Source organism: Paralysiella testudinis (assembly GCF_016894345.1).
Lineage (GTDB): Bacteria > Pseudomonadota > Gammaproteobacteria > Burkholderiales > Neisseriaceae > Paralysiella > Paralysiella testudinis.
Genome location: NZ_CP069798.1, coordinates 1426408 through 1447870 on the forward strand (window position 1 = coordinate 1426408; position 21463 = coordinate 1447870).

Genomic DNA, 21463 nt, shown 5'->3' on the forward strand with positions numbered 1-21463 from the left:
GATAACAAGGCGGAACAGATTTATTTGGTGCTTTAGTGCCCTAGTAAATCGTTCGCTTTGCGCTAAGGGGAGCCAACGCAGTTAGGTTTTTTATAGAATTGGTATTAATGCTGCTCGTATTCATGCAGCAAAGTATCTTGCAGATTGATTTTGGCGGTGTTGTCTTGCGCTTCGGCACGCACATAGCTGCCATCGGGCTGCATCAGCCAGGCGCGTTGGTTGTCGGCCAGCGCCAAGGTAAAGGCTTCGCGGATGATGCGGGCTTTGAGTGGCGGATTTTCAACCGGCACGCAGGTTTCTACGCGGCGGAACAGGTTGCGCCCCATCCAGTCGGCGCTGGAAATCCATACTTTGCTGTGGCCGTGGTTTTCAAAATAAAACACGCGCGCGTGCTCCAGCAGACGGCCGATAATCGAGCGCACGCGGATGTTGTCAGACAAGCCCGGCACGCCGGGGCGTAGCACGCAAATGCCGCGCACCACCAAGTCGATTTGCACACCGGCGGCGCTGGCTTCATACAGGGCAGCCACGATGCTCGGCTCCACCAGTGAGTTCATTTTGGCCATGATGCGTGCCGGTTTGCCCGCTTTGGCGGCGGCAGTTTCGTGCTCGATGCTGGCCAGCAGCATTTTGTGCAGGGTAAACGGGCTTTGGGCGATTTTGTGTAGGCGGTTGGGCTGGCCTAAGCCGGTGATTTCCATAAACACGGTGTTGACATCGGCGGTGATGGCTTCATCAGCGGTCATCAGGCCGAAGTCGGTATAAAGGCGCGAAGTGCCTTGATGGTAGTTGCCGGTGCCCAGATGGGCGTAGCGTTTGAGCTGGCCTTCTTCGCGGCGCACAATCAACACCATTTTGGCGTGGATTTTGTAGCCGAATACGCCATACACCACGTGCGCGCCCACGGCTTCGAGCTTGCTGGCCCAGTTGACGTTGTTTTCTTCGTCAAAGCGCGCCATCAATTCCACCACCACGGTTACCTGTTTACCGGCCGAGGCAGCGGCCATCAGCGCGGCCACCAGATCGGAATTGCTGCCGGTGCGGTAGATGGTCATTTTAATCGCCACCACGTCCGGATCGCGGGCGGCTTGCTGAATCAGGCGCACGGTGGGCTCAAACGATTGATAAGGGTGGTGCAGCAGCACGTCTTGCTGGCGTACCACGTCCAGCAGCGGGCGGTTTTTGCGCAGCAGCTGCGGGGTGCTGGGGCTGTGCGGGGTGAATTTAAGATCGGGACGATCCACCATATCGGGCACGGCCATCAGCCGCACCAAGTTAACCGGGCCTTGTACGCGGTAAAGTTCGGCGCGGCTGAGCTGGAATTGGCCAAGCAAGAAGTCATACACATGCTCTGGGCAGTTGTCGGCCACTTCCAGGCGCACGGCGCTGCCGTATTGGCGGTCGCGCAGCTCGCCCACAATGGCGGTGCGCAGGTTTTTAACGTCTTCTTCGTCTACGCTCAAATCGCTGTCGCGGGTGAGGCGGAATTGGTAGCAGCCTTTGATGGTCATGCCGGTGAACAGGGTATGCACATGGGCATGCAGAATGGACGACAAAAACACAAAGCCGTCGTGGCCGTCGCACAACGCCGCCGGCAGTTTGAGTACGCGCGGCAAAATGCGCGGTGCTTGCACAATCGCCATGCCGCCGGTGCGGCCAAAGGCGTCTTTGCCTTCCAGCTCTACTACGAAATTGAGCGATTTATTCAACAGCCGCGGGAAAGGATGCGAAGGATCCAAGCCGATGGGGGTGAGAATGGGCAGCAGCTCGCGGCTGAAATAATCGGCCACCCATTGTTGCTGCGCTTCGCTCCAGGTGCGGCGCGGATAAAAATAAATCCCTTCTTCACGCAGCGCCGGAATCAGCTCTTGATTAAACAGGCGGTATTGCTCGCTGATGATGTGGTGCGCCTCGGCGGCTACATGGTGGATAACGGCGGCGGGCAGCTCGCCATTGGCCAAGGCGGTATGCGGCTGCAACACGCACGTGCGCCGCAGCCAGGCCATGCGCACTTCAAAAAACTCATCCAAATTAGACGACACAATGCACAAAAAACGCAGGCGCTCTAATAAGGGCACACGCACATCTTGTGCTTGCGCCAGCACGCGGCGGTTAAATTGCAACAGGCTCAGTTCGCGGCACAACAGTGTGGTGGATTCAGACATAAAACGCTCTCATGCAAACAATATTTGGATGGCTGCCCATACGGTGGGCATGGTTTTGACAGCAAGGCAAACAAAATAGATAGCAGACAAACATGACAAAATCATGAATAAAAGGCTGCCTGAAAACGATTTGCGGCTTTCAGGCAGCCTTTTATATATGGCCGGATTATCTTAGGGCTGAAAACCAAACTCAGCTTTGCGGCGGGGTATAGCCGCTGACATGGTCGGCACCGTCGCCGAAGAAATAGTTTTCCATTTGCTGGCCGATGTATTGGCGTGCGCGTGCGTCGGCCAAGCTTAAGCGGTTTTCGTTAATCAGCATGGTTTGGTGGCGCAGCCAGCCTTCCCAGGCTTCTTGTGATACTTGTTCGAAAATGCGTTGCCCCAGTGCGTTGGGCAGCGGGGCGAATTTCATGCCGGGGGCTTCTTTGCCCAGTTTGATGCAGTGAACCATGCGCGTCATGATGTGTTCCTTTTTTAGATGATGTGGTAACAGGGTTTCAGGCAGCCTTAAGGTATCTGGCACTTGTAAACTTGTAAACAAGCCTTAAACCAGGCTGCGCCGGTAGATTTTGGAGCGGCGTTTGTTTTGCAAATACTGCTCTTGCCGTTCTGGAGGCAGTTCGCTCAGTTCGGCTGTTTCAAAGCCGCGTTCGTCAAACCAGTCGCCGGTATTGGTGCTGAGCGCAAATAAAGTGCTCACGCCACGGGCTTTGGCCTGTTTGAGCACATAATCGAGCAGTAATTCACCGTAGCCGCCGTCTTGGGCGTCGGGCGACACCACCAAGCAGGCCAGCTCGCCGATGTGCTGCTGCTCAAACACTTTCAGCGCCACGCAGCCGTAAACATGGCAATCGTGTTCCAACACCGAAAATTCGTGGATGTGGTTTTCGAGGTATTCGCGATTGCGCGGCAGCAGAATACCTGCGCTTTCCAGTGGTGCAATCAGGTCGATGATGTCGCCGATATCGTGGTTGTCGGCCGCGCGGATGCGCATAAATGACGATTGTGCCAGCGCAGTGCCGCTGCCTTGGCGGGTAAACAGCTCGGCAATCAGGCTGCCATCATTAAGGCCGCAGAGGATATGGGCGCGGCGAACGCCGTTTTCCAGCACATAAATGGCGGCCTTGAGCATGCGGCTCATATCGGCGCTATGGGCGTTGTTATCCAGCAAGGCTTGGGCTTCGGCGGCAGTGAGTTGGCTCAGTAGGGCGCCATCGGTGCTGCGCACGCCGTCTTCGCTGGCCAGAAACACCAGTTTTTCTGCTTTTAAGGTCACGGCCAGCGCTTGCGCGGCATCGTCCAGCCCCAAATTAAACGATTTGCCGCTTAAGGACTGCCCCAAAGGGCTCACCAGCACCAAACAGCCTTCGTTCAGCCGTTGTTGGATGGCTTCGGCGTCCACTTTGCGGATGCGGCCGGTATAGCCCATGTCGATGCCGTCCATCACTCCCAGCGGCTTGGCCAGCAGGAAGTTGCCGCTGGCCACACGCAGGCGGCGTTGGTTGCGGTCGGGCATTTGCGCCGGGCTGGACGACAAGGCCGCTTCGATGTCGAAACGCACCATGCCGCAAGCTTGCTTGACTTGTTGCAAAGTGGCTTCATCGGTGATGCGCCAGCCGCGATGATAAGACAAGGTTTCACCGGCGGCGCGCATCATTTGGTTCAGGTATTGACGGGTGCCGTGCACCAGCACCAGCCGCACGCCCAAGCTGGCTAGGAGCTGGATGTCTTTGGCCAGCGAAGCCAATTTGTCCGCCAGCAGCACATGGCTACTTACGGCCAGCACAATGGTTTTGCCGCTTAAGTAATGGATATAGGGTGCGGCTTGGCGGAAGTCGGCCACAAATGCAGCGGAAGACTGAGGACTCATTGCATCGACAATAAATAAAACAGTTGGATAATCAGCACGGTGAGCGCCACCAGCGAAGCCAGTGTCCAGTTAAACTGGCGGTGCAGGTTTTCTTGCTGTGCGGCCAATGCGAGCTGCTGCTGGGTGATTTCGCTGCTGTGGGTGGCGGCATCGTTTATCACAATCGGCGGCGCGGCGGCTTCGATATTGCTGCTGGGCAGTAAGGTAAACACCAAATTGCCGGTTTGGATTTGCACTTGGCCATTGTGGTGACCGGGGGCAGGCGGCGGCGTTGGTTCCAGCAAGTCAAACGGCAACGTTTGATTGTAGGTGTTGGCGGTTGCCACCGAAGCTGGGGTTTGTTTGAGCAAGATGCTGATGCTGGGTGCGCTGGTGTTGGTGCGCGGTGCCGCTGATTCTTGGGCAGCAGGCGCTTCGACGGTATCTGCTGTCGGCACGGGGCTGTTTACCGGTAAAAAAATAGGCTCGGCACTGCTGTTGCTGTGTTTGGCTTTGGTGGCAGCGCTGATGGCTTGAATGGCGTCGGCCAGTTTTTGGGTATGCGGTTTGGGCGGCGGCGTGGGCTCGGATGTGGGCGCTGGCACGTTCCCATCAGCCGATTTGCGCTTGGGCACCACTTTGAAAATAAAGCTGCAGGAGTCGCACAGCACATGACCGCCGTTGCTTTTTAAAGTGGCAAGGCTGGTGGTGTTGTCGCTGTGACAGCGCGGGCAGGCGATGCAAACTTCTTTCATGCGGGTTTAATCCATTGGAGCAGGTCGGGTTTATTTCTTGCGGCCGCTGATGCAGACCCAGCCATTGTCGCTTAACGGCGGGTTTAAATCAAACCATTGGGCGTAGATGTCGCTTAATTCGCTGAGCTGCTCTTCCAAAATACCGGAAAGCACGATTTGGCCGCCGCTGCGGGTGCGAGCGGCGAGCATGTCGCCCAACATGCGCAAGGGGTTAGCTAAGATGTTGGCCACCACCACATCAAATTGGCCCGCAGGCAGATCGTCGGGTAGGTAAAACCGGGCGTCAACATGGTTTTGTGCGGCGTTGTCGCGGCTGGCGCGGATGGCTTGCGGGTCGATGTCGACACCGCTGGCTTGCCCAGCACCCAATTTGAGGGCGGCGATGGTGAGAATGCCGGAGCCGCAGCCGTAGTCGAGCAGGTTTTCGCCACCGTGCAGGTGTTGGTCCAGCCATTGCAGGCATAAATGGGTGGTGGGATGGCTGCCGGTGCCAAAGGCCAAGCCCGGATCCAGTTGCAGATTGATGATGTCCGGCGCTTGCGGCATCGGATGCCAAGACGGGGTAATCCACAGGCGTTCGGAAATCTGGATGGGGTCGAACTGTGATTGGGTGAGCCGCACCCAATCTTGTTCGGGCACGGTTTCCAATTGGTAGGCAGGTGCGGCCATGTGTGCATCGGCAGCGGCGGCGGCGAGGATGGTGTCGATGTCGGCCTCGGCATCAAACAAGGCCACGATGATGCTTTGCTGCCACACTTGTTCGGTGGGCATGCCCGGCTCGCCAAACAGGGCTTGCTCTTGGGCGGTGCCGGCGTGGGCGTCTTCAATGGCGGTGCTTAGGGCGCCGTGTTCCATCAGGGCATCAGATAAGGGCTCGGCTTGGCGGGCGGATACGGCAATGGCAGCTTGTTGGTAGTGCATAAAGTCTCAATCAGAAATGGGGCAGCAAGGTGAACGACATGGGTTTGCCACATTATAAAGCGGCGGCGGCGTTGTAAACCAGTATGGAATGTGGTTTTAATGGATTAAAACGTTTTCAGGCAGCCTTTATAGGCTGCCTGAAACCATGATGCTACGGTTATTGCTGGCTGTCTTGGCGTTTGTGCAGCCATTGTTCCAGATAGTGGATGCTCACGCCGCCTTGGGCAAAGCCGGGGTCGACAAACAAATCACGGTGCAGTGGGGTGTTGGTTTTGATGCCGTTAATTGCCACCTCGGCCAAGGCCACGCGCATTTTGGCCATGGCTTCTTCGCGGGTTTTACCGTGGGTACAGATTTTGCCGATCAAGCTGTCGTAATAGGGCGGTACGGTATAGCCTTGGTAGATGTGGCTGTCGACACGGATGCCGTTGCCGCCGGGCAGGTGGCAGCTGGTAATCTGGCCGGGGCTGGGGATGAAGTTGTACGGATCTTCGGCATTGATGCGGCATTCAAACGCATGGCCTTGCAGCTTGATGTCTTTTTGCTTATACGCCAGCGGCAGGCCGGCGGCCACGCGGATTTGTTCTTGCACGATGTCTACGCCGGTAATCAGCTCGGTGATGGGGTGCTCCACCTGCACGCGGGTGTTCATCTCGATAAAGAAAAATTCGCCGTTTTCATACAAAAACTCAAACGTGCCCGCACCACGGTAGCCAATGCGTTTGCAGGCCGCCACGCAGGCTTCGCCGATGCGCTTGCGCTCTTCTTCGCTGATGCCGGGCGCCGGTGCTTCTTCGATGATTTTCTGATGGCGGCGCTGCATGGAGCAGTCGCGCTCGCCCAGGTAAATGGCGTGGCCGTGTTCGTCGGCCAGTATTTGGATTTCCACATGGCGCGGTTTTTGCAGGTAGCGCTCCATATACACCATGGGGTTGCCAAAGGCGGCCCCGGCTTCGGCGCGGGTCATTTCCACTGCTTTGAGCAAGTCTTCGCGGCGCTCCACCACGCGCATACCGCGCCCGCCGCCACCGCCGGAAGCTTTAATGATAACGGGGAAACCCACTTGGTCGCCAATGGCCATAATTTCATCGTTGTCTTCGGGCAAGGCGCCATCGGAACCGGGCACGCACGGCACGCCGGCGGCAATCATGGCGTGTTTGGCCGAAACCTTGTCGCCCATCAGGCGGATGGTTTCGGCACGCGGGCCGATAAAGGCAAAGCCGGATTGCTCTACTTGCTCGGCAAAACGGTCGTTTTCGGCCAAGAAGCCGTAGCCGGGGTGAATGGCATCGGCACCGGTCACTTCGGCGGCGGCGATAATGGCCGGAATATACAAATAGCTTTGGGCGGAGCTGGCCGGGCCGATGCACACCGATTCGTCGGCCAGCTTCACATAAATGGCATCGCGGTCGGCTTCAGAGTGCACCACCACGGTGGCGATGCCCAGCTCGCGGCAGGCGCGCAGTACGCGCAGGGCAATTTCACCGCGGTTGGCAATGAGGATTTTTTTCAACATAAGACGGGATTTCCTCTGTATTCAGGCAGCCTTGGTTTTATATAAAGGCTGCCTGAAACAATATTCGGGCAGGTGGGTTTGTGCCGCAGATTATACTAATTATAAAAAATAAGATAACAAGGCGGAACTGATTTACTTGGTGCTTCAGCACCTTACAAAATCGTTCGCGCAGCGCGTAGGCGAGTCAACGCAATTAGGTTATTTCTTAGGATTGGTTTATTCGATGATAAACAGCGGCTCGCCGTATTCCACCGGCTGGCCGTTAACCACCAAGATTTCTTTAATCACCCCGGAGCGGTCGGCTTCGATTTCGTTCATCAATTTCATTGCTTCAATAATGCACAGCGTGTCGCCCGCATTCACGCTTTGGCCCACTTCGGCAAAAGCCGGGGCGCTGGGGCTGGCGGCGCGGTAGAAGGTGCCCACCATCGGCGAAGTGAGTGCTTTGCTTAAATCAGGGCCGGCTGCCGGTGCTGCCGCCACAGGTGCAGCGCTGGCGGTGGTTGTCGGAGCGGGTGCCAGCATCGGCTGCGGCGCGTGGTGCATGGCGGCATATACAGGCTGATTGTTGGCGATGGTGCGGGTGATGCGCACTTTCTCTTCGCCTTCGGTCACTTCGATTTCGGCAATGCCCGATTCTTCCACCAAATCAATCAGTTTTTTCAGTTTGCGTAAATCCATAATAGGTAATCCTTTAATTGAGAGACGGCTGCGGTTTCAGGCAGCCGTTTGAAGGTGTTGGATGGCACACCGTAAAGCGGCCTCGTAGCCGTAGGTACCCAAGCCGCATACCACGCCCATGGCTAAATCGGACACATAGGAGTGGTGGCGGAAGGGCTCGCGGGCGTGGATATTGGAAATGTGCACCTCGATAAATGGCTTGGCCGCCGCCGCCAGCGCATCGCGTATGGCCACGCTGGTGTGGGTGAACGCGGCGGGATTGATGATGATAAAAGCGGTGTTGTCGCTCATGGCGGCCTGGATGCGCTCCACCAGCACATGTTCGGCATTGCTTTGCAGTGCGTCAAACGCCAAGCCGGCTTGATGGCAGTGGGTTTGCAGGTGTTGTTCGATGTCGGCCAAGGTGGTGTGGCCGTAGATATGCGGTTCGCGGTGCCCCAATAAATTCAGGTTGGGGCCGTTTAGTAGCAGAATGCTTGCGCTCATGTTGGCGGCTTTTGACAGTAAATTGGCGCTATTTTCGCGTAAAAGTGGGCAATGTGTCTAGTTTTTTACGCAACGCGGTTTATGTGTGCGGGCAGCCCAATGGCGGCTGCGGCTGGATTCTACACCGATTGCGGTAAATGTCTAGAATAAATAGTCTATGTGATGCTATGGCTCTATACCCGAACCCGCCGCGATATTCAGTGTCATTAACTCGGCGCCGCTTTGTTATAATCCGCGCTTTGCGCTCAGTTAAGCTTACCGCACCATGCATATAGACGACTTTGATTTTGATTTGCCACCGCAGTTGGTGGCACAACAGCCGCCAGCGCAGCGCGGCAGCAGCCGCCTGTTGGTGGCCTTGCCCGGCCAGCCATTGGCCGATGCGGTTTTTGGCGACTTGCCTGCCTATATTGCCGAGGGTGATTTGCTGGTGTTTAACAACACGCGGGTAATGAAAGCACGCCTGTTCGGGCAAAAAGCCAGCGGCGGCAAAATAGAGGCTTTGGTGGAGCGGGTGCTGGATGCGCATACCGCCTTGGCGCATGTGCGCTCGTCTAAGTCGCCCAAGCCCGGCACCGAATTGGTATTTGAAGGCGGGCTGCGCGCCACGATGCAGGCACGCCACGGCGAGCTGTTTGAATTGCGGTTTGCGGGCGAGGATACGGTGTGGACTTTGCTGGAACGTCACGGCCATTTGCCCTTGCCGCCTTATATCGAGCGTGCGGCGGGCGCGGCTGACGACGAGCGCTATCAAACCGTGTATGCCAAGCACGAAGGTGCGGTGGCCGCACCCACTGCCGGGCTGCATTTTACCGAAGCCTTACGGCAAAACTTGCAAGCGCAAGGCGTGGCGCTGGCCGAGATTACCTTGCATGTGGGTGCCGGCACATTCCAGCCGGTGCGGGTAGACAATATTGCCGAACACACCATGCACAGCGAATGGTATGACGTAAGCGCGGCAACGGTGGCGGCAGTGGCGGCAGCCAAGGCGCGCGGCAACCGTGTGTGGGCGGTGGGCACCACCGCTTTACGGGCGCTGGAGTCGGCCGCCCGTTCAGGCAGCCTGCAAGCGGGACAGGGCGATACCGATATTTTTATCACTCCGGGTTATGAGTTTAAAGTGGTAGATCGGCTGATTACCAATTTCCATTTGCCCAAATCCACTTTGCTGATGTTGGTGAGCGCTTTGGCCGGCTACGATGAAATCCGCGCCGTATACCAACACGCCATTGCGGAGCAATACCGCTTTTTCAGCTATGGCGATGCGATGATACTGGGCAATAAAGCGCAGTCTGATTAAAAGCGTTGTGTGCTGTTTAATGTTTCAGGCTGCCTGAAAGCCAATCTACCGGCCACAAAAAAACCCGCCATTGAGCGGGTTTTTTGTATTGCTGCATTAGCCTTTGCGGGCGGGCAGTTTTTCTTTGATGCGGGCGGCTTTGCCGGTGAGGCCGCGCAAGTAGTACAGCTTGGCACGGCGTACGTCACCACGGCGTTTTACTTCGATTTTTTCAACTGCAGGAGAGTAGAGTTGGAATGTACGCTCTACGCCTTCGCCATTGGAAATTTTGCGCACGATAAAGGCGCTGTTCAGGCCGCGGTTACGGCGGGCAATCACCACGCCTTCGTAGGCTTGCAAACGGGTGCGGGTGCCTTCGGTTACGCGTACGGAAACCACCACAGTGTCGCCGGGGGCGAAAGCGGGGATTTCTTTGTTTAAGCGGGCGATTTCTTCTTGTTCCAGTTGTTGGATCAAATTCATGATACTGCTTCCTATTCTAATGGGAATTCCCGTTCCTCTTGCTGTATGGCCTGCAAGAGCCTGGATTCCTGTGGGGTTAATGCGCGAGCCGCCAATAAATCGGGGCGACGCGCCAAGGTGCGCTTGAGCGATTGGGTTAACCGCCATTGCGCAATCAAACCATGGTTGCCGCTGCGTAAAACTTCGGGCACCGCCATGTTTTGAAATTCGATTGGCCGCGTGTAGTGCGGACAGTCCAGTAAGCCATCGGCAAACGAATCTTCTACCGCCGATTGGGCGTCGCCCAATACGCCGGGCAACAGCCGCAATACGGCGTCCATCAGCATCATGGCTGGCAATTCACCGCCGGAAACCACAAAATCGCCAATGGCGATTTCGCTGATGTCGTTGTGCTGCAAAATACGCTCATCAATGCCTTCGTAGCGCCCGCACAGCAAAATCAAGCCGGGTTGCTGTGCCAGCTGCTGCACTAGGGCGTGAGTGAGCGGCGTGCCTTGCGGGCTGAGGTAAATCAATTTTGCCGCCGGGCAATTGGCTTGGGCGTGTTCGATGGCTGCCTGCAAGGGCGGGGCGGCCATAATCATGCCGGGGCCGCCGCCAAACGGCCTGTCGTCAATATAACCCAAGGGGTTGTCGGCAAAGCGGCGCGGGTTTACGGCATTGAAGCGCCATAGGTTTTCACGCAGTGCGCGGCCGGTAACGCCGTGGTCGGTAATGCTGGCAAACATTTCCGCAAACAGGGTGATGGCCTGAAAATGCATCAGTAGTCCGTGCCCCAATCTACGCGAATGGTTTGCTCGGCCAGTATTACTTCATCAATATACTGCGCCACAAACGGAATCAGCTTTTGGCCGAATTCGCCGTCTACCACCAGCACATCATGCGCGCCGGTTTCCAGCAATTTGCTTACCGTACCTAGGCATTGCTGTTGGCGGTTAACCACATTCAAGCCGATTAAATCAGCCCAATAGTATTCGCCGTCTTCAGTGTCGCCAAAGTCGGCGCGGTCGATTTCCACCGTGTGGCCGCGCAGGGCAAAAGCGGCGTCGCGGTTGTCGATGCCGCTAAACAGCACCTGCAATTCATCGCCCGCCACCTTGCTCTCGGCTACGGTAAACATACGGCTGTGGCCGTCTTTGCTTAAGCGCCACTGTGGGTAGTCCAGCAGGCTGTCGGTGTATTCGGTGCTCACGGCCACTTTGACCCAGCCTTTAACGCCAAATACCCCTTTGATATAGCCCATGCCTACCCATTGCGGCTCGGTATTGCTCATGCTGCGGCCAATTAAGCGGCGGCTTTTTGTTCTTTAACCAGTTTGGCAACGGCTTCGCTCAATTGCGCGCCTTGGCCTACCCAGTGGTTCAAACGTTCGGCGTTCAGGCGCACGCGTTCTTGTTTTTCATTGGCTACCGGGTTGTAAAAGCCCACGCGCTCAATAAAGCGGCCATCGCGGCGGTTGCGCGAATCGGCAACCACAACATTGAAAAACGGACGGTGTTTGGAACCACCACGAGCCAAGCGGATAACTACCATTATGTATTCCTTAAAATATCGAAGTAATGGGCTTGCCGATGCCAACATCAGGCAGCCCTTAAATTCAGTCAACAACAAAACCGCTAATTTTAGGGGATAACACTCTATTGATGCAAGGGTTTATTGTGTTTTTGTGGGATTTGTGGTTTCTGCGCTTTCCAGTAGCGGTTTTTCTACTAGGCAAATGCTGCCGTCTTCCGGATCTTTGCGCACCGAAAAGCCCAGTTTGCGGGTGAGTTTTTGCATACCGGTGTTGGCGGTGAGGATTTCGCCGCGCATGATTTTCAGCCCTTGGTGGCGGGCGGCGTCAAACAGCAGGTTCATCATAATGTAGCCGATGCCGTGGCCTTGCCATTGGTCGGACACGGAAATGGCAAATTCGCATACTTCCATATCGGGGTCGGTGGTGTAGCGCGACACCGCCAGAATTTCATCTTCTTGGCCCAGGTGCGGCTTAATCATCACCAACGCCATTTCGCGGTCGTAATCCAGCTGGGTGAAGCGCACCAGCATGGTTTGCGACAATTGCTTAATGCTGGACATAAAGCGGTTGTAACGGCTTTCGTCAGACATATTGGTAACAAAGGTTTGCAGCATATCGGCGTCTTCTGGGCGCATGGGGCGCACAAATACTTGGCTGCCGTCTTTCAAGGTGGCTTCGGTTTCCAGAAAGTGCGGGTAGGGCATAATCGCCATGTGGCCGTAGCGCTGCGGCACAGTGTCTTTGCCTTCGTGCAGCACAATGCGCGCATCCAGTGCCATCACGCCGTCGGGGCTAGCGATAAACGGGTCGATTTCCAGCTCTTTGATTTCAGGCAGCTCACACACCATTTCCGAAATGCGCAACAGCGCATGGCGCAGGGCGATAAAGTCTACCGGCGGCATGTTTTTGAATTGCCCCAGCGTGTGGCTGATGGCGGTGCGCTCAATCATGTCGTTCACCAGCATTTCGTTTAAGGGCGGCAGCGCCACGGCGCGTTGTTGCTGCAAATTGCCGGCCCAGCCACCCGCGCCCAAGGTGATTACCGGGCCGAATATAGGATCGCGGGTAACGCTGATGGACAATTCGCGCGCATGTTTTTGCTTGAACATGGGTTGCACGGTGATGCCGTTGATGCGGATGGGCGGGCGGATTTGACCGGCGGTGTCGATGATTTGGCGGTAGGTTTCGCGCACTTGTGCTTCGGAGCCGATGTTCAGGCGTACGCCGTCGATGTCGGATTTATAAAACAGATCGGGCGAGTCGATTTTGAGCACCACCGGATAGCCCATGCGGTTGGCCATTTCGCAGGCAGCCTCTTCGCTTTGCGCCAATTGGGTGCGGTTGGTGTGGATGCCGAACAGGCCGAGCACTTGTTTGGACACGTTTTCGGGAATAATACGTTCGCCGCTGAGTTTGAGGATGCTCAGCAGTTTGTGGGCGGTGTCGAAATCCGGCTCCAGATTATTGTCGGTAAGCGGGCCGGGGGTTTGCAGCAGCAATTTCTGGTTGCGGTGGTAGGCACCCAGTTTTTTAAACACTTCGATAGCTTGGTCGGGGGCGTTGAAATGCACCCGGCGCGAGCGGGCAAACAGGGCACGGCTTTCCTGCACTTTACTGTCGCCCAGCCACGACAACAATAAAGGCTTATTGGTTTCGCTTTGCAATTGCACCATCATTTGCGCCGTGGCCAAGTGGTCGGTGCCGATTTGAGGCGAAAACAGCACCAGCACGCCGTCTACGTTTTCGTCGTCCAAGCACAGCTTTACGGCAGTGCGAAAGCGCAAGGGGCCGGCGTCGCCGATGATGTCCACCGGGTTGGCGTGCGACCAGTTTTCAGGCAGCGCCGCATTCAGCGCTTCCATGGTGGTTTTGCTCAGTTTGGCCAGCGGCACGTCTTCATCGTGAGCGGTGTCGGCAGCCAGAATGCCCAAGCCGATGCCGTTGCACACAATGGCCAAACGTTCGCCGGCAGAGCGGTAGTTGGCAGCCAAAATTTTCACCGCCACAAACATTTGTGAAATGGATTTTACTTGCAGCACACCGGCGCGCGCCAAGGCGCTGGAAAATACATCGTCGCTGTTGAGCGCACGGCTGGCTTGGGTAAAGCCGGTAACGCGGTCTTCGTCGTGGCCGGATTTGATGACCAACACCGGTTTAGCGCGGGCAGCGGCACGCAAGGCACTCATAAATTGGCGGCCATGGCTGACTTGGTTGATGTGCAGCAAAATGGCGTGGGTGGCGCGGTCGTTGACCAGATAATCCAGAATTTCACCAAAATCCACGTCCCAGGTTTTTTCACCTAAAGACAATACGGTGGAAAAACCGATGTCGCGGCTATATGCCCAATCGAGCATGGCGGTACATAAGGCGCTGGACTGGCTCACCACTGCCAAGTTGCCGGGGTGGATTTTGCCGGTGTAAATGCTGGCGTTTAGGCCGATATTGGAGCGAATCAGCCCCAATAAGCTGGGGCCGAGTACGCGCACACCCAGTTTTTTTGCCTTGGCTACGGCTTTTTTCAGTATGGCGCGGTCTTGCGTGTGCACGTTTTCCAGCGTTTTGACCAGAATCACAAAGCGGATGCCGCGCTTATGGCACTCCTTGAAAATGGTTTCCAGCGAGTCGATACGGGTGAGCACAATGGCTACATCCACGGGGTCGGGAATTTGGGTAACGCTGGCGTAGGCGGTAAGCCCGCCCACGATTTTGTGGCGGATGTTCACCGGAGTGATTTTGCCATTAAACGAACTGGCGAGCAGATTGGTGAGCAGGCGTTGACCTATGCTGTTGGAGCGGTCGCTGGCGCCAATCACGGCGATGTGCTTGGGGGCAAACAGGTTGTGCAGTGGATGGGGTCTCATGCGCTCACTCCGTAACGGTAATCTATATTAAGGTATGGATTTTACCGCAAATCGGCGGCATTCAAGCGGGAGGGGACGTTGAATCTTGTGTTTACACAGGTTTTGCTGCAAAACGGGTGTGGGTATTTTTATTTTAATTTAAATAATATTGGGTTTGATGATTTTAAAATGTTGAATATAGGCTTTCAGGCAGCCTTTAAATATTTATTTTGTTTTTAATATGATGTTTATATATTGATTGCAGTGACTCTAAAATTAAATAGTTGAATTTGTTGCAAAGCCACAAAATACTAAGGTAGTGTTTTTTAGGTTAAATACTTTACTACTGCGGTTTGGCAGCGGATATTTGCAGGCTGCCTGAACAGGATTTTTGCGGATGATGCTGCATGACCGCATTTCTTCGCGTATCATAATATGCAATTCCCCTTGTGGTGTCAGCGAATAACATGAAACAGATTTTCTTGGATTTTGAACAGCCCATTGCCGAATTGGTGCAGAAAATTGACGAATTGCGCTTTGTGCAAGACGATTCGGTGCTGGATATTTCGGAAGAAATCAACCGGCTGAAGAAAAAAAGCGACGAATTAACCAAGTCGATTTTCAGTAAACTCACGCCAGTGCAGGTGTCGCAAGTGTCGCGCCATGCTCAGCGCCCCTACACACTTGATTACATCCATGCCTTGTGCACCGATTTTGAAGAGCTGCACGGCGACCGTGCGTTTGCCGATGATGCCGCCATTGTGGGCGGCTTGGCGCGTTTTAACGGCCAAAGCGTGATGATAATCGGCCATCAAAAAGGGCGCGACACCAAAGAAAAAATCCGCCGCAATTTCGGTATGCCCAAGCCGGAAGGCTACCGCAAAGCGTTGCGCTTGATGAAAACGGCAGAAAAATTCCAAATCCCCGTGCTCACTTTTGTTGACACCCCTGGTGCCTATCCGGGTATTGGCGCCGAGGAGCGCGGCCAGTCGGAAGCCATTGGCCGCAATCTGTATGAACTTACCCGCTTGCGGGTGCCGGTGTTGTGTACCATTATCGGCGAAGGCGGTTCTGGCGGTGCCTTGGCGATTGCGGTGGGCGATTACATCAATATGCTGCAATACGCCACTTATTCGGTGATTTCGCCAGAAGGGTGCGCTTCAATTTTGTGGAAAACCGCCGAAAAAGCCCCCGAAGCGGCGCAAGCACTGGGCATTACCGCCAAACGGCTGGCAGAGTTGAAGCTAATCGACAAAATCATTGAAGAGCCGTTGGGTGGTGCCCACCGCAACTATCCGGAAATCATGAAACGGGTAAAAGCGGTGCTCACGGCACAATTACAGGAAGCACAAAACATGCCGATGGCGGATTTATTAACCCGCCGTTTCGACCGTTTGATGAGCTATGGCCAATTCAACCTCAAATAAGCCCGCTCCCGACTTGGCCGCTGCGCTGCGGCAACAATGGTCAGCCTTAATGGCTGACCGTTGTGTTTTGGAGGTGGCTTTAAGCGGTGGGCTGGATTCGGTGGTGTTGCTGCACGTATTGCAGCGCTTGCAAAGCGAGCTGCCGATTACTGTGCGGGCGGTGCATGTGCACCACGGCCTGCAAGCGGCTGCCGATGAATGGGTAGTATTTTGCCAAAACCTGTGCGCGCAATGGCAGATACCGCTGCGGGTGGAAAAAGTAGCGGTGTCGCGCAACGGCCAAGGCATCGAAGGGGCGGCACGCACGGCGCGTTATGCCGCATTTGCCCGCAGCGAGGCGGCGGCGCTGGTGTTGGCACACCATCAAGACGATCAAACCGAAACCTTTATGTTGGCCGCTTTGCGCGGTGGCGGCTTGCGGGCGTTGGCGGCGATGCCGCCGTTGCGCAGGCTGGATGCCGATAAGGTTTTGTGGCGGCCCTTGCTGCCGTTTTCGCGGGCGCAGCTGCAACAGTATGCGGCGGCATGGCAATTGCCGTATGTGGAAGACGGCAGCAATCACGATACTAGTTTATTGCGCAACTGGTTGCGCCAACAAGGCTTGCCGCCGTGGCAAGCGCGGCTGCCGCATTTGGCCGCGCAAATCGGCAGCAGCATTGGCCAGCTGCAAGACGCCTTGGCATTGCAAGACGAAGTCTGCGCCCAAGATTGGCAGCAAGTGTGTGCCGGCGGCGTATTCGATGTGCAGCACTGGCGCAGGCTTAGCCCGCAGCGCCAGCAGCTGCAACTGCATTATTTTGCCCGTCAGCATGATTTGGGCGTGCCGTCGCGCAGCAGCATTGCTGCGTTTGCAGCACAATTAAGGCTGCCTGAAATCACACAAGCGCAATGGCCGTTGCCGCAAGGGGCGGCGGTATTGCATCGGCATATATTGTGGCCACAGCGGGCGGATATACAACAACAATGGCCGTGGCTGGCGCAATTGCCGTGTTGTGTGGCGGTGGGGGATAAACCTGCACGGATACCGTTGCATTGGCAAACACATGCACTGGGCTTACCTGCGGCTATGGGGCCTTTGTGGTTACGCCAAGTACAGGCGCACGATACCTTATTGCTTAAGGTGGGGCGTAAAAACGTGAAAAAAATGCTGCAAGAGCAGAAGATCGCCCCTTTTATGCGTACTATCTGGCCTATTTTGGCCGATGAACACCAACGCTGTGTGGCGGTGTCGGGTGTGGCGGTTGCCGTGGATGTGGGGGTGGCAGGTGGGTTGTTGCCGTGGATGGCGGGCTTGCCTAATACCAACATAAAGTTCTGAGCCAATGGAACTTAAGCTAAATAGGTCTGGTCACAATGGGCATAACGTTCATGTGCGGGCCTGTCTTATGATTAAAGGTCTGATATGAATGATTGTGAAGTCGATCGGGTTTTGGTGGAGCGTGCCCAAAAAGGGGACAGCCGCGCATTTGAACTGCTGGTGTCGAAATACCAACGCCGTTTAACGCGTTTGCTGTTCCGTTTTGTCAAAGACGAGCATGAAGTCAATGATGTGGCGCAAGAAGCGTTTATCAAAGCCTACCGTGCATTGCCCAATTTCCGCGGCGATAGTGCCTTTTATACTTGGCTTTATCGCATTGCCATCAATACCGCCAAAAATTTTCTGGTGGTTAATGGTCGCCAGCCGGTCATTCAAGGCGGCTTGGCCAATGATGAAGGCGAATTGCTGGATTTAACCGAGCAAATGCCGGACTACCGCACACCGGAAACCGATTTGCTCAATCGCGAAATCATCCATACTGTGGATGCAGCCGTGGCCGGGCTGCCTGAAGAATTGCGCCAAGCCATTATGCTGCGGGAGATGGAAGGTTTGTCTTATGAAGAGATTGCCCAAACCATGAATTGCCCCATCGGCACCGTGCGCTCGCGTATTTTCCGCGCCCGCGAAGTGATTGCAAAAGAACTGCGGCCTTTGCTGGATACGGCCGAAAACCAAAGATGGTAACCAAGCTTATGAATGCCAAAAAAACAGATGATGAACGCTGGGAGGCTGTTTCCGCCGCCATGGATAATGAGGCGGCAGCCGCCGACGATTGGACGTGGATAGACGATGAGGCTGGACGCGCGCGTTGGCACAGCTACCATGTGATTGGCGATAGCCTGCGCCAAAGCGCACAAATGCGTTCGGGTGGTGGTTTGGATTCGGCCACGTTGATGCAATTGGCGCAGCGTTTGCAAGAAACACAGCAAGATGCGGTGCAAATGCCTATGCCGGCGTCACCTGCTTGCCCGCAACCAGGTGCTGTGCAAGCGGTGGCCAATCAGCCATTTTTCAAATGGTTTGCCATGGCCGCCAGTGTTACTGCGGTGACGGTGGCGGGCTGGCAGTTGTGGTCGGGGCAGCAGAGCAGTGGTGAAATGGCCACGTTGTCGGCACCGCCCAGCACCACCGTGGCAGCACCGGTGGCGGCTGAAAAAGCGGTTGAGGTGGTGCCGGTGGCAGCCACGGCCGCGCCCAAAATCAGCACCATGCCGGTGGCCAATACCGGCAAAGAAGAGGCTGAAGGCGTGGTGCCGGCGGTGCAAAAACAAAGTATTGCACCGGTGGTGCCGGATTCGGCTAAATAGCTTTTGCTTTGGGTTGATGTGGGTAAATATAAAAAAGACTTTCAGGCTGCCTGAAAGTCTTTTTGTTGTGTTTGGCCGTTGTTTAATTCGGCTTAACGTTGTCGTGCCTTAAAGCGTGGATTGCTTTTGCAAATCACATACACCTTGCCGTGGCGGCGCACTACTTGGCAATTACGATGGCGTTGTTTGGCGGTTTTTAAGGATGATAGTACTTGCATAATTCAGCTTCCCGATTTGAGTTTGTGGATGATGTTGCTGTAACGGTGGTTAAAGCGACTGGCACGGCCTTCGCTGTTGACATTGCGCTGTTTGCCGGTGTAGGCGGGGTGCGATGCTGATGACGTGTCCAACATCATTACCGGGTATTCGCACCCATCAGTCCAAACTATGGTTTGCTGTGTGGGTGCGCAAGAGCGGATTATCCAGCCGTGTTGGGCGCCGCTATCGTAGAACAGCACTGCGCGGTAGTTTTGCGGGTGTAAATTCGGCTTCATAGGAACTCCATCGGGTTTGATTTAGTTGTTATACTAGGGTATGTTCACAATTACTTGTCATAAAGGTAACCACATCACAATGCACCCCAATAAAACCGTACTGTGGAAGTTGCGTTTCAGCTTATCGTAACGGCTGGCAATCGCTCGGAAATGTTTCAAACGGCAAAAGGCATTCTCTACCAAATGCCTGATTTTATATAAATACCAGTCCATGTCTTTATTTTTCTCTTCCCTATTGCTTTTATAGGGAATATTGGCTTTCGCACCGCTTTGCTCTATTTGCTCCCTGAGCCGGTCTGAATCGTAACCTTTGTCCGCATTAACCAACTCAGTTTCGGTAAGGTTGATATTGTCAAGCAGCTCCGGTGCAACGGTGACATCATGGATATTGCCCGCAGTAACGATAACCTCAACCGGATTGCCTGCAGCATCTACAGCCAGATGAATCTTGCTGGTTCTGCCGCCTCGGCTCATACCGATTGCGCGATCCTCTTGCGCACTGAGCGCTGAAGGCGCAGTGTTGGTGAGCACGGATATAACTGCCGTCTATGGCTACCCACTCCAAGTCACTCTCTTGGCTGAGCTGTTTCAAGATTGCAGTAAAAATGCCTTTTTCTGACCAACGGTTATAAGCGGTATAAACAGTATGATACTTGCCGAAATACTCGGGCAAATCCCGCCACGGTATGCCGGTTCTTATTCTGTAAAGTATGCCTTCAAGAATTCTGCGCAAATTGGGTTTGCTATAAATACCCAAATCACGCAGAATAGGGTAACAGCTTCGTCCAATGTTCATCTTTGAGTAGTGTACGGGGCATCGCAGGTGTATTGGGGGGTGTGAGAACTTCCTTTTATGCCTGCGTTTCTTTTTTATTCAAGGGTATGACAAGTAATTGTGAACAGACCCTAATTCTACAAAATAACCTAACTGCGTTGGCTCGCCTTGCCGTACTAGGTGTACTGTCTGCGGCTCGCCGCCTTGTTATCTTATTTTGTAGAATTAGTATTATAATATAACATTAATAAGAATTATTATCAATATCTTCAGGCAGCCTTTTAAAGCAGTATATCGATTAGCGTAAACAGCGTGCAGCGATAGGGTGCCTCGCTTTAATACGGCCAATATGGATGCTTTTGACTGTCGGCATTACACCGATTTTTCTCAACCCCAATCTGGGTTAGAATAGCGTTTTTGCTTGCCCGCAATGGGTGTGGATTCAGTGTGATGAAATCATGGCCGCAGCATGTTCAGATAATGGTGGTGGGCGCAGGGCCGGTGGGGATGCTCACCGCCTTGGTCTTGCAGCAGCAGGGGCGGCAGGTGTTGCTGTTGGAATCGCGAGCCGCCGGTGTGTGCGTGCCGGATCGGCGCACGCTGGCCTTGTCTTACCACAGCCTGGCCTGCTTTGCCGCGGCGGGCGTGGTGCTGCCGGAAGACGCCACCACACCGATTGACACTGTGCATGTGTCGCGCCAGCATCGCTTTGGCCGCACCGTATTGCGTGCGGCCGATGTGGGGCTGCCTTATTTGGGGCAAACCATTGATTATGCGCGTTTGCTGGCAGCTTGCGAGGCGGCGTTGCAGGCGCAAAATGTGCCGGTGTTGTGGCAGGCAGAAGTCACGCGGCTGCATTCTTTGGCGCAATGGGCGTGGGCCGACATCAAAACGCCAGCGGGTGAGGCCGGTGTATCCGCGCAATGGCTGATTTTGGCCGAAGGCGGGCAATTGGCGGCGCAATTGCCGGGCGTGGTACGCCATGAACACGATTACCACCAGCAAGCCTTGGTGAACACGTTGCATTTTGCCAGGCCCGCTAGCGGCACCGCTTATGAGCGCTTTACCGATGCCGGCCCTTTTGCCTTGCTGCCCTACGGCGATGCCTACCGCTTGGTGTGGACATGCACGCCTGCCGAAGCTGCGGCGCGGCGGCAGATGGATTTGGCTCAATTTGCCGCCCAAATCGACACCGTGCTGGGGCAACGCCTAGGCGCATTGCAGCAAATGGGTACTGCGGCGGTGTTTCCGCTGAAGCGGCAACAGCTAAACCGCGTGTATAGCAATCGGGTGCTGTGCATCGGCAATGCCGCGCAAACCCTGCATCCGGTGGCAGCGCAAGGTCTGAACTTGGGTGTGCGCGACGCCATGGCGGCGGTGCAGCTGCTTGGCCGCGCCGATTGGGCGCACAACACCCGCTTGGGTGCCGAGTATGCCAAATTGCGCCGCCTAGATGCGCAAGCCGTGGTGGGTTTTACCCACGGCGTGGTGACGTTATTCGACCACGCCGCACCGTGGTTGCAGGCCGGGCAGGGCGCGGGTATGTCTTTGCTCAATAGCGTGGCACCGTGGCGGCGGCGGTTTACCGAGCAGCTGGTGTTTGGTATCGGCACGGATAAACCGCGCTAATTTTCAATATTATCTTCAA

Annotated in this window: 21 protein-coding genes and 1 pseudogene; 6 read left to right on the plus strand and 16 right to left on the minus strand. The window is 55.2% G+C overall.

Annotation, left to right across the window (positions count from 1 at the left end; all coding sequences use genetic code 11):
- Positions 1-104: 104 nt before the first annotated feature.
- The 8 genes from ppk1 to aroQ form a co-directional block, all read right to left on the minus strand.
- Complete coding sequence (ppk1, locus tag JQU52_RS07420; RefSeq protein WP_230340471.1) at positions 105-2165, minus strand: polyphosphate kinase 1; 2061 nt, start codon at positions 2163-2165, stop codon at positions 105-107.
- A gap of 190 nt (positions 2166-2355) precedes the next feature.
- On the minus strand, positions 2356-2628 hold the full coding sequence (locus JQU52_RS07425) for an oxidative damage protection protein (protein ID WP_230340472.1): 273 nt from the start codon (positions 2626-2628) through the stop codon (positions 2356-2358).
- 84 nt (positions 2629-2712) lie between these two features.
- Entirely contained in the window at positions 2713-4038 is a 1326-nt protein-coding gene (gene argA, locus JQU52_RS07430; protein WP_230340473.1) for an amino-acid N-acetyltransferase, read from the minus strand.
- Positions 4035-4772, minus strand: a complete 738-nt coding sequence (locus JQU52_RS07435) for a hypothetical protein (protein WP_230340474.1) — start codon at positions 4770-4772, stop codon at positions 4035-4037. Before JQU52_RS07435 ends, argA begins: the two co-directional genes overlap by 4 nt.
- Before the next feature lie 30 nt (positions 4773-4802).
- The gene (gene prmA / locus JQU52_RS07440) at positions 4803-5693 is read right to left on the minus strand and encodes a 50S ribosomal protein L11 methyltransferase (RefSeq protein ID WP_230340475.1); all 891 of its coding nucleotides are present in this window, start codon (positions 5691-5693) and stop codon (positions 4803-4805) included.
- 157 nt (positions 5694-5850) lie between these two features.
- On the minus strand, positions 5851-7209 hold the full coding sequence (gene accC / locus JQU52_RS07445) for an acetyl-CoA carboxylase biotin carboxylase subunit (RefSeq protein ID WP_230340476.1): 1359 nt from the start codon (positions 7207-7209) through the stop codon (positions 5851-5853).
- A gap of 216 nt (positions 7210-7425) precedes the next feature.
- Positions 7426-7890 carry an acetyl-CoA carboxylase biotin carboxyl carrier protein gene (gene accB / locus JQU52_RS07450; RefSeq protein ID WP_230340477.1) on the minus strand — a complete coding sequence of 155 codons (465 nt, stop codon included), beginning with the start codon at positions 7888-7890 and terminating at the stop codon, positions 7426-7428.
- Between the two features lie 36 nt (positions 7891-7926).
- Positions 7927-8376, minus strand: coding sequence for a type II 3-dehydroquinate dehydratase (gene aroQ / locus JQU52_RS07455; protein WP_230340478.1), 450 nt, complete (start codon positions 8374-8376; stop codon positions 7927-7929).
- Positions 8377-8641: 265 nt separating this feature from the next.
- On the opposite strand from aroQ, the gene queA reads away from it, so the two are divergent.
- Complete coding sequence (queA, locus tag JQU52_RS07460; RefSeq protein ID WP_230340479.1) at positions 8642-9676, plus strand: tRNA preQ1(34) S-adenosylmethionine ribosyltransferase-isomerase QueA; 1035 nt, start codon at positions 8642-8644, stop codon at positions 9674-9676.
- Between the two features lie 96 nt (positions 9677-9772).
- Here the strand turns inward: queA and rplS are convergent, their stop codons facing one another.
- The 5 genes from rplS to JQU52_RS07485 all read right to left on the minus strand — a co-directional run bounded on the left by rplS (position 9773) and on the right by JQU52_RS07485 (position 14515).
- Positions 9773-10138 (minus strand): 50S ribosomal protein L19, encoded by a 366-nt coding sequence (gene rplS, locus JQU52_RS07465; protein WP_230340480.1) that lies wholly within the window; start codon positions 10136-10138, stop codon positions 9773-9775.
- Positions 10139-10149: 11 nt separating this feature from the next.
- Positions 10150-10899 (minus strand): tRNA (guanosine(37)-N1)-methyltransferase TrmD, encoded by a 750-nt coding sequence (gene trmD / locus JQU52_RS07470; RefSeq protein ID WP_230340481.1) that lies wholly within the window; start codon positions 10897-10899, stop codon positions 10150-10152.
- Entirely contained in the window at positions 10899-11411 is a 513-nt protein-coding gene (gene rimM, locus JQU52_RS07475) for a ribosome maturation factor RimM (RefSeq protein WP_230340482.1), read from the minus strand. The genes trmD and rimM overlap by 1 nt, the downstream gene beginning before the upstream one ends.
- A gap of 11 nt (positions 11412-11422) precedes the next feature.
- Positions 11423-11671, minus strand: coding sequence for a 30S ribosomal protein S16 (rpsP, locus tag JQU52_RS07480; RefSeq protein WP_230340483.1), 249 nt, complete (start codon positions 11669-11671; stop codon positions 11423-11425).
- Positions 11672-11791: 120 nt separating this feature from the next.
- On the minus strand, positions 11792-14515 hold the full coding sequence (locus JQU52_RS07485; protein WP_230340484.1) for a bifunctional acetate--CoA ligase family protein/GNAT family N-acetyltransferase: 2724 nt from the start codon (positions 14513-14515) through the stop codon (positions 11792-11794).
- Between the two features lie 446 nt (positions 14516-14961).
- Between JQU52_RS07485 and JQU52_RS07490 the strand changes: the two genes are divergently transcribed.
- The 4 genes from JQU52_RS07490 to JQU52_RS07505 all read left to right on the plus strand — a co-directional run bounded on the left by JQU52_RS07490 (position 14962) and on the right by JQU52_RS07505 (position 18546).
- Positions 14962-15921 carry an acetyl-CoA carboxylase carboxyltransferase subunit alpha gene (locus JQU52_RS07490; protein ID WP_230340485.1) on the plus strand — a complete coding sequence of 320 codons (960 nt, stop codon included), beginning with the start codon at positions 14962-14964 and terminating at the stop codon, positions 15919-15921.
- A complete protein-coding gene (gene tilS / locus JQU52_RS07495) occupies positions 15899-17239 on the plus strand; it encodes a tRNA lysidine(34) synthetase TilS (protein ID WP_230340486.1) in 1341 nt (446 codons plus the stop codon). Before JQU52_RS07490 ends, tilS begins: the two co-directional genes overlap by 23 nt.
- 84 nt (positions 17240-17323) lie before the next feature.
- On the plus strand, positions 17324-17923 hold the full coding sequence (gene rpoE, locus JQU52_RS07500; RefSeq protein ID WP_230340487.1) for an RNA polymerase sigma factor RpoE: 600 nt from the start codon (positions 17324-17326) through the stop codon (positions 17921-17923).
- 8 nt (positions 17924-17931) lie between these two features.
- Positions 17932-18546, plus strand: a complete 615-nt coding sequence (locus JQU52_RS07505) for an RseA family anti-sigma factor (protein ID WP_230340488.1) — start codon at positions 17932-17934, stop codon at positions 18544-18546.
- 92 nt (positions 18547-18638) lie between these two features.
- Here JQU52_RS07505 and ykgO read toward each other — a convergent pair whose 3' ends face one another.
- The 3 genes and pseudogenes from ykgO to JQU52_RS07520 all read right to left on the minus strand — a co-directional run bounded on the left by ykgO (position 18639) and on the right by JQU52_RS07520 (position 19858).
- Positions 18639-18764, minus strand: a complete 126-nt coding sequence (ykgO, locus tag JQU52_RS07510; protein ID WP_230340489.1) for a type B 50S ribosomal protein L36 — start codon at positions 18762-18764, stop codon at positions 18639-18641.
- 3 nt (positions 18765-18767) lie between these two features.
- Positions 18768-19040: a type B 50S ribosomal protein L31 gene (locus tag JQU52_RS07515; RefSeq protein WP_230340490.1), complete on the minus strand. Its 273-nt coding sequence runs from the start codon at positions 19038-19040 to the stop codon at positions 18768-18770.
- A gap of 57 nt (positions 19041-19097) precedes the next feature.
- Positions 19098-19858, minus strand: a pseudogene (locus JQU52_RS07520) (IS5 family transposase).
- Positions 19859-20265: 407 nt separating this feature from the next.
- On the opposite strand from JQU52_RS07520, the gene JQU52_RS07525 reads away from it, so the two are divergent.
- The gene (locus tag JQU52_RS07525; protein ID WP_230340545.1) at positions 20266-21444 is read left to right on the plus strand and encodes an FAD-dependent monooxygenase; all 1179 of its coding nucleotides are present in this window, start codon (positions 20266-20268) and stop codon (positions 21442-21444) included.
- Positions 21445-21463 lie beyond the last annotated feature (19 nt).

Bases quoted from the DNA above. Each gene is read 5' to 3' on its own strand.
- ppk1 (WP_230340471.1), bottom strand. From the start codon at position 2,165: ATGTCTGAATCCACCACACTGTTGTGCCGCGAACTGAGCCTGTTGCAA.
- JQU52_RS07425 (WP_230340472.1), bottom strand. From the start codon at position 2,628: ATGACGCGCATGGTTCACTGCATCAAACTGGGCAAAGAAGCCCCCGGC.
- argA (WP_230340473.1), bottom strand. From the start codon at position 4,038: ATGAGTCCTCAGTCTTCCGCTGCATTTGTGGCCGACTTCCGCCAAGCC.
- JQU52_RS07435 (WP_230340474.1), bottom strand. From the start codon at position 4,772: ATGAAAGAAGTTTGCATCGCCTGCCCGCGCTGTCACAGCGACAACACC.
- prmA (WP_230340475.1), bottom strand. From the start codon at position 5,693: ATGCACTACCAACAAGCTGCCATTGCCGTATCCGCCCGCCAAGCCGAG.
- accC (WP_230340476.1), bottom strand. From the start codon at position 7,209: ATGTTGAAAAAAATCCTCATTGCCAACCGCGGTGAAATTGCCCTGCGC.
- accB (WP_230340477.1), bottom strand. From the start codon at position 7,890: ATGGATTTACGCAAACTGAAAAAACTGATTGATTTGGTGGAAGAATCG.
- aroQ (WP_230340478.1), bottom strand. From the start codon at position 8,376: ATGAGCGCAAGCATTCTGCTACTAAACGGCCCCAACCTGAATTTATTG.
- queA (WP_230340479.1), top strand. From the start codon at position 8,642: ATGCATATAGACGACTTTGATTTTGATTTGCCACCGCAGTTGGTGGCA.
- rplS (WP_230340480.1), bottom strand. From the start codon at position 10,138: ATGAATTTGATCCAACAACTGGAACAAGAAGAAATCGCCCGCTTAAAC.
- trmD (WP_230340481.1), bottom strand. From the start codon at position 10,899: ATGCATTTTCAGGCCATCACCCTGTTTGCGGAAATGTTTGCCAGCATT.
- rimM (WP_230340482.1), bottom strand. From the start codon at position 11,411: ATGAGCAATACCGAGCCGCAATGGGTAGGCATGGGCTATATCAAAGGG.
- rpsP (WP_230340483.1), bottom strand. From the start codon at position 11,671: ATGGTAGTTATCCGCTTGGCTCGTGGTGGTTCCAAACACCGTCCGTTT.
- JQU52_RS07485 (WP_230340484.1), bottom strand. From the start codon at position 14,515: ATGAGACCCCATCCACTGCACAACCTGTTTGCCCCCAAGCACATCGCC.
- JQU52_RS07490 (WP_230340485.1), top strand. From the start codon at position 14,962: ATGAAACAGATTTTCTTGGATTTTGAACAGCCCATTGCCGAATTGGTG.
- tilS (WP_230340486.1), top strand. From the start codon at position 15,899: ATGGCCAATTCAACCTCAAATAAGCCCGCTCCCGACTTGGCCGCTGCG.
- rpoE (WP_230340487.1), top strand. From the start codon at position 17,324: ATGAATGATTGTGAAGTCGATCGGGTTTTGGTGGAGCGTGCCCAAAAA.
- JQU52_RS07505 (WP_230340488.1), top strand. From the start codon at position 17,932: ATGAATGCCAAAAAAACAGATGATGAACGCTGGGAGGCTGTTTCCGCC.
- ykgO (WP_230340489.1), bottom strand. From the start codon at position 18,764: ATGCAAGTACTATCATCCTTAAAAACCGCCAAACAACGCCATCGTAAT.
- JQU52_RS07515 (WP_230340490.1), bottom strand. From the start codon at position 19,040: ATGAAGCCGAATTTACACCCGCAAAACTACCGCGCAGTGCTGTTCTAC.
- JQU52_RS07525 (WP_230340545.1), top strand. From the start codon at position 20,266: ATGAAATCATGGCCGCAGCATGTTCAGATAATGGTGGTGGGCGCAGGG.